This is a genomic window from bacterium, from assembly GCA_021372775.1.
Classification (GTDB): domain Bacteria; phylum Acidobacteriota; class Polarisedimenticolia; order J045; family J045; genus JAJFTU01.
In genome coordinates this window covers 1-6,446 of record JAJFTU010000313.1, presented here as the reverse complement: position 1 = coordinate 6,446, position 6,446 = coordinate 1, and the positions used below count along the sequence as shown (strand labels likewise).

Below are 6,446 nucleotides of genomic sequence, written 5' to 3'. Positions count from 1 at the left end.
GCGGCCTCAGTCCATCGTCATCGAGACGAGCTTGCTGCAGCCCGGCTCCGGCATCGTCACGCCGTAGAGGATGTCGGCGATCTCCATCGTCCGCTTGTTGTGCGTGACGATGATGAACTGCGTGTTCTCGGCGAACTGCCGCACGCCGTCGTTGAAGCGGCCGACGTTGGCGTCGTCGAGCGGCGCGTCCACCTCGTCGAGCAGGCAGAACGGCGGCGGCTGGTACTTGAAGATCGAGAACAGCACCGCCGTCGCCGCGAGCGCCTTCTCGCCGCCGGAGAGCAGCGAGACCGCCTGCAGCTTCTTGCCCGGCGGCTGGCAGAGGATCTCGATCCCGCAGTCGAGCGGGTTCTCCTCGTCGTCCAGCACGAGGTCGCCGCGGCCGCCGCGGAAGAGGAGCGAGAACTGCTCCCTAAAGTGGCGCCGCACCTCGGCGAACGCCTCCAAGAACCGCTCGCGGCTCTCGCGGTCCATCTTGCGGATCGACGCCGAGAGCTCCTCGACGCTCTGCGAGAGGTCCTGATGCTGCGTCGAGAGCTCCTCGTAGCGCGTCGAGAGCTCGTCGAACTCCTGCTCGGCGAGCAGGTTGACCGGACCGAGCTTCTCCCGCTTCCCGCGAAGGTCGGCGATCCGCTCGGCGAGCAGGTGGTCGTCGTCCAGCAGCCCCGGATCGACGCCTTCCGGCCGCGCCGCGGGTAGTTCTTCCGGATCCAGCCCCAGCGACTCGCGGCAGTCGGCGAGCATGTGCTCGTGGTCGGACTGCGCGCGCCCGGCGTCGAGCGCCAGCCGCTCGCGCCGTCCCCGCGCCGCCTCCCATTCCTCGCTCACCCGCCCGAGCCGCGCCTCGGCCGCGCGCACTTCCGCGGCGCGCGCCTCGACCGTCGCCGCGCCGCCCTGCGCCCGCCGTTCGAGTTCCGCCCGGCGCTCCGCGACCGTCTCCAGCGCCGCGCGCGCCTCGGCCGACTTTTGCCGCAGCCGCTGCGCGTCCTCCAGCGCCTTCCGCTTCGCCTCGGCGCCCATCTGGCTGCGCGCCTCGAGCTCGTTGATCTCGCGCCGCAGCCGATCGAGATCGCGCGCCAGCGACGCCCGCCGCTCGAGCCGCACGCCGCGCTCGGAGTTGAGCCCGCCGAGCCCCGCGGCCGCCTCGCGCGCCGACTCCTCGCGCGCCCGCACCGCCTCGCGCGCCGCGTCCAGCTCGACCCGGGCCGCCTCGGCCGCCTTCTCCGCGGCGACGACTTCCCCTTCGAGCTTCTCGGCCCGCGCCCGCGCTTCCTCGCGTCCCTTCTCGGCCGCCTCGCGCACCTGCCCGGCGAGGGCCAGCTCGCGCTCCAGGCGATGCTGCTCGCGTCCCGACTGCTCGAACGCCAGCCGCGCCGTCGAGGCCGCGCGCCGCGCCTCGTTGAGCTTCTCCTCGGCGGTGCGCCGCGCCGTCTGCGCGTCGTGCAGTTCGGCCCGGGCCCGCTCCAGCTTCTCGTGCGCCTCGGCGCGCCGCTCCTCGAGCGCCGCCACCTCGCGCGCCAGTTCCTCGCGCCGGCGGGCGCGGGCCAGCAGGCCGTCGCGGTGCGCGTCCCCCGCCCCTTCGACGGTGACGAGCCCGCTCGCGTGGACCGCGTGCCCCTCCGGGGAGAGGAAGTTGAACGTGGGGAAGCGGCGATGGAGCTCCACCGCGGTCTCGAGGCTGTCCACGAGGACCGCGTCCTCGAAGCGGCCGGAGAGCGCGCCGTTCACGCCGTCGTGCGCCGCGACCTTGGCCCCGAGGCGTCCGCGCACGCGCGGATCGGCGGCCAGTTCGTCCGGCAGCGCGGCGAAGCCGGCGGACGCGCCGCACGGCGCGTCGAGCGGCAGGAAGCCGACCCGCCCCTGCACGCCGAGCTTGGCGCCCTTGAGCGCCTCCGCCGCGTCGTCCACGACGATCGCCGGCAGCGTTCCGGCGAGGAACGCCTCGGCCGCGCGCTCGGCGTCCTGCTCGACCGTCACGAGGTCGGCGACGACCGAGCGGGCGGAGAGCTTCCCCGCGCGGGCCAGCTCCATCATCTTGCGCGCCGCGTCGGCCCCGGCGAGCCGCACGGCGAGCGAGTCGAGCGCCGCCTTCTCGCCGGCCCGCTTGCCGAGCTCCGCGGCGATGCGCGCGTCTTCGGTGCGCGCCTCCTCGAGCCCGCGTCCGGCGTCATCCTCGGCGCGGCGCGAGGCCTGCACGGCGGCGACGAGGCGGTCGGCCTCCTCCCCCGCGCGGCGGCTGTCTTCCTCGGCGGCGACGTAGGCCGTCTTGGCCTGCTCGAGCTGCGAGGCCAGCTTCTCCCGCGCGTGGGCCGCTTCCTCGGCCCGCTTCTCCTCGCGCGCCCGCGCCTCGCGGGCGGCCGAGAGGCGCGCCGAAAGATCGGCCTGCGCGCGCAGCTTCTCGTAGAGGGCGCGCTCGATCCGCTGCGCCTCCTGCTGCCCGCGCGCCAGTTCCGCCCGCTCGGCGTCCACGCCGGCGCGGACTTCCTTCAGCCGCGCCTCCAGCGAGGCGAGCAGCTCGTCGAGTTCGGCGAGGGCGGCCTCCTGCGCCGCGACGTCGCGGCGGCGGCGCTCCCGCTCTTCCTCGACCTGCCGCCCTTCGCCTTCGCGGCGTCCGGCCTCGCGCTCCAGTTCCGACGCGCGTTCGAGGGCCGTCTCGACGTCCCGCCCGAGCCGTTCCTCCTCGAGCCGCGCGCGGTGCATTTCCTCGGTGAGCCGGCCCCGCTCGTCGTGCGCCTCCTCGAGGCGCGCGCGGGCCGCGGCGGCCAGCGCCTCGAGCCGCAGGCGCTCCTGCTCGAGGTGCGTCGCCTCGGTCTTGGCCACGGCCAGCGATTCGACGAGGGCCCGCACCTGCCGCCCCAGCTCGCGGCCCTTCGTGGCGAACCAGTAGGTCTTCAGCTCGCGGTGCTCTTCCTCGAGCTTCCGCGCGCGCCGCGCCAGGCCGGCCTGCCGCTGCAGGGAGCGCCGCTGGCGCTCGACCTCGCGCAGGATGTCGTCCACGCGCAGCAGGTTGGCCCGCGTCGCCTCGAGCTTCAGCTCGGCGAGGCGGCGGCGGTTCTTGTAGCCGGCGATCCCCGCCGCTTCCTCGATGAACACGCGCCGCTCGCGCGGCTTGCTCGTCACGAACGAGGCGACCTGCGCCTGGTCGATGATCGCGTAGGTGCGGACGCCGGCGCGGACCTCGTCGAGCAGGTCGCGAACGTCGCCGAGGCGGGCCTTCTTGCCGTCGATCAGGTACTCGCTCTCGCCGGAGCGGAAGAGCCGCCGGGTCAGCGTGACGCGGCCCCGGCCGAAGCTGAGCGTCTCGGCCCGGGCGATCATCTGCAGGCAGACTTCGGCCATCCCGCCCGCGCCGCGCTTCGAGCTGCCGTTGAAGATGACGTCTTCCATCTTCTGGCCGCGCAGCGCGCGCGCCGACTGCTCGCCGAGGACCCACTGGATCGCGTCGGCGATGTTCGACTTCCCGCAGCCGTTCGGGCCGACCACGGCCGTGATTCCGTTGGGGAAGTCGACGACGGTCTTGTCCGGGAAGCTCTTGAAGCCGGACACTTCCATGCGCTCGAGCCGCAGCATCGGGCGGTGTTCCTCCGTTGGCGAGCGGGCCGGGGCCGGCGAGTCGACGGTCCCCCCAGAGGCCGAGCCGGGAGTGTAGCCCGGAATCGGTGCGGAGGGGGAAGGCGGCGAAGAGAGGGCGAAGACGGCCGGTCAGCGCCGGCGGACGAGCAGGGCGTCGGGCAGGCGGCGCAGGGCGTCGCGGTGCGGCCCGTCCGGCAGCCCGTCGAGCGCGGCGATCGCCGCGGCGGCGTGCTCCTCGGCGAGGACGCGGGTCCCCTCGAGGCAGCCGTTCTTCTCGAGGGCGGAGCGGAGCCGGCGGAACGAGACCTTCTCGAAGCCGCCGTCCTTGAGGACCTGCAGCACCGCGCCGCGGTCCTCCGCGCTCCCGCACCGGAGGAGGTCGATCCAGGGCAGCGTGAGCCGCCCCTCGCGCAGGTCGGAGGCGACCGGCTTCCCCACCGTCGCCTCGTTCCCGACGATGTCGAGCAGGTCGTCCACGAGCTGGAACGCCATGCCGAGGCCGAGGCCGAAGCGGGCCAGCCCGTCCTCGACCGCCGGCGGCGCGTCGGCGATGATCGCGCCGACGCGGCAGGCGCCGGAGAAGAGGGCCGCCGTCTTCCGCTCGACGATCTCGAGGTGCTGCTCGCGCGTCACGTCGGCGCGGCCGCGCAGGCGGTCGCCGAGGAGCTCCCCTTCGATCATCCGCTCCGTCGCCTCGGCGAGGATCTCCAGCAGCCGCATGTTCTTCGTGCGGAGCGCCATGTTGACCGAGCGGATGTAGAGGAAGTCGCCGAACAGCACGGCGAAGGAATTGCCGAAGACGCGGTTCGCCGCGGCGCGCCCGCGGCGCACGACCGCCTCGTCCACGATGTCGTCGTGGACCAGCGAGGCGGTGTGGACCGTCTCGAAGACGGCGCCGAGCAGGACGTCGTCCGCCCCCTCGTAGCCGGCGAGCGCCGCCGAGAGGAGCACGAGGAGCGGCCGCAGCCGCTTCCCCGCCGACTCGGAAAGGTACTGCCCCGCCTCGTCGATCGGGCCGAAGCGGGAGCGCATGTGCGCCTGGATCTCGTCCTCGACCAGCGCCATCTTCGGCGCGACCAGCTCGACCGCCGCGGAGAGGGCCTCCGCGGCCATGCGCGCCTCGCCGCTCACTTCGCGTCCTCGCCGGCGCGGCGGGTCTCGGCCAAGGCGCCGTCCTTGAACACGTAGGCCGCGGCGGGGTAGCGCCATTCGACCAGGCCGTCGGGACGGGTGACCGTCTCCGGCGGCGGGCCGAGGCGGCGCAGGATCCGGCCGCGCGGCGTCTCGGGGCCGCCGACGTCCTTGATCTGCCGCGCGAGGTCGGGCCAGCCGGCCGCGTCCTCGACGACGTAGGCGACGACCGCGCGCCCCTTGGCGCGGAGCGGGGCGGTCACGTCCATGTCGGCCGGCGGCGCGTAGCGCAGGGCGTCCCACCCCTTTTCGGCGACGACGCGGACGAGGATGCGCCCCTTGAGCGTGCGCGGGCCGAGGTCGAAGGTGAAGAAGCCGCGCGCGTCGGCCATCGTCCGCAGCAGCTCGTCCTCGCCGCCGTCGTCGCGCGACCGGTCGGCGACGGCGACGACCGCGCCGGCGAGCGGACGCCCTTCGCGGTCGAACACCTGCCCTTCGATCGTCGCGGCGGAGGCGGCCCCGCAGACGGCGAGCGCCGCGGCGGCCCAAAGAAGGACCCGCGCGCCCCACGCGCATCGCATTGAGGATCGTTCGGCCACGGCGGCCGAAGGATAGCATCCCGCGCGCAGGCGGCGCACCGCGCCGCCCCGGTTCACTCGTGGATCTCGGCGTACCCCGGCGGGACGACCAAGCGGAACGCCTCGGCGGACGGCGGCGGGGCCGGCGCCGGAACCCCCAGTTCGTAGACCATCTTGTTGCCGAGCGGATCGACGACTTCGATCCGCCGCACGGTCCCGTCCGGATCGACCTCGAGCAGCGCGCGGTCCATGTCCTCGCGCGGCGAGCGCGGCGTCAGCTCGAGCGCGAGGCGGCCGCGCGACGAGGCGACGAGCTTGGCGGCGAAGATCCGCGCGAGGTCCACCCGGCCGGCGAGCAGGTCGGACAACGGATCGGAGGCCTCGGGGCCGCGCTCGCGGATCTTGACCTGGCGGTCCTCGGGGTCGATCAGCCAGTAGCGCGTCCCGTCCATCGCCCCGCGCTGCCCGGCCGGCTTGTCGTAGACCCAGAGCATCCGTCCGGGGGGCGCGACGGTCAGCGTGCCGCGCGCCTCGTCCTCGGCGCCGAAGGTCGTCGAGCTGTACCGCTGCGCGAAGCTCAGCTTGAACGAGGAGAGGGCGCGGTAGCGGCGCTCGACGAGCCGCAGCGCCTCGTCGGGGCCCGGGGCGGCGGCGAGCGCCGCGGCGACGGCGACGCCGAGCGTCAGCGCCGCGACGACGATCCGCGCGACGCGGCGCCGCGCGTGACCGCGCCGCGCCCCGCGGGGCGACGACGCGGCGTCCGCCCCCGCGTTGCGAGAGGGCCCGAAGTTCCGGCACGCGTCCGGCGCGCCGCTCGTCATTTCGGCTTGCTGCATACTGGTCATCTTACGCGCGCCGCCCCGCGGCCGCCGAAGGACCTCGGCCATGACTCGAAGCCTCCTCTCGCTGGTTCCGCGGCGCCTCGCCGGAAGGACGATCGTCGCCTCTTCGCGCGCCGGCCGCCGGCGCCTCGTCTCGCTCGCGCCGCGGCTCGTCGGCCGCCGCGTGCCGCGGACCGGACGCCGGCGCGCCGCGTTCCCCGTTCCGCTCGCCGCGGCCCTTTGCGCCGCGCTCTGCGCGTTCGGCGCCGCCCCGCCGACCGCCCCGCCGGTCGAGGCCGGCGCGGCCCTCGACGCCTACGAGCGCGGCGACTGCCGGGCGGCG

General features: G+C 74.9%; 5 protein-coding genes. 1 reads left to right on the top strand and 4 read right to left on the bottom strand.

The genetic code is table 11. The features are described from left to right. Positions 1–6: 6 nt before the first annotated feature. From smc to LLG88_10720, 4 genes are all read right to left on the bottom strand, one after another. Positions 7–3,570, bottom strand: a complete 3,564-nt coding sequence (gene smc / locus LLG88_10735; GenBank protein MCE5247376.1) for a chromosome segregation protein SMC — start codon at positions 3,568–3,570, stop codon at positions 7–9. Positions 3,571–3,702: 132 nt separating this feature from the next. After that, positions 3,703–4,704, bottom strand: a complete 1,002-nt coding sequence (locus LLG88_10730; protein ID MCE5247375.1) for a polyprenyl synthetase family protein — start codon at positions 4,702–4,704, stop codon at positions 3,703–3,705. Then, positions 4,701–5,285, bottom strand: coding sequence for a carboxypeptidase-like regulatory domain-containing protein (locus LLG88_10725; GenBank protein MCE5247374.1), 585 nt, complete (start codon positions 5,283–5,285; stop codon positions 4,701–4,703). The genes LLG88_10730 and LLG88_10725 overlap by 4 nt, the downstream gene beginning before the upstream one ends. Before the next feature lie 71 nt (positions 5,286–5,356). Further along, the gene (locus LLG88_10720; GenBank protein ID MCE5247373.1) at positions 5,357–6,118 is read right to left on the bottom strand and encodes an outer membrane lipoprotein carrier protein LolA; all 762 of its coding nucleotides are present in this window, start codon (positions 6,116–6,118) and stop codon (positions 5,357–5,359) included. Between the two features lie 49 nt (positions 6,119–6,167). Between LLG88_10720 and LLG88_10715 the strand changes: the two genes are divergently transcribed. Then, positions 6,168–6,446: hypothetical protein (locus tag LLG88_10715; GenBank protein MCE5247372.1), on the top strand; the 279-nt coding region annotated here is incomplete at its 3' end.

Coding starts and splice junctions, on each gene's coding strand:
- smc (MCE5247376.1), bottom strand. CDS start 3,570: ATGCTGCGGCTCGAGCGCATGGAAGTGTCCGGCTTCAAGAGCTTCCCG.
- LLG88_10725 (MCE5247374.1), bottom strand. CDS start 5,285: ATGCGATGCGCGTGGGGCGCGCGGGTCCTTCTTTGGGCCGCCGCGGCG.
- LLG88_10720 (MCE5247373.1), bottom strand. CDS start 6,118: ATGCAGCAAGCCGAAATGACGAGCGGCGCGCCGGACGCGTGCCGGAAC.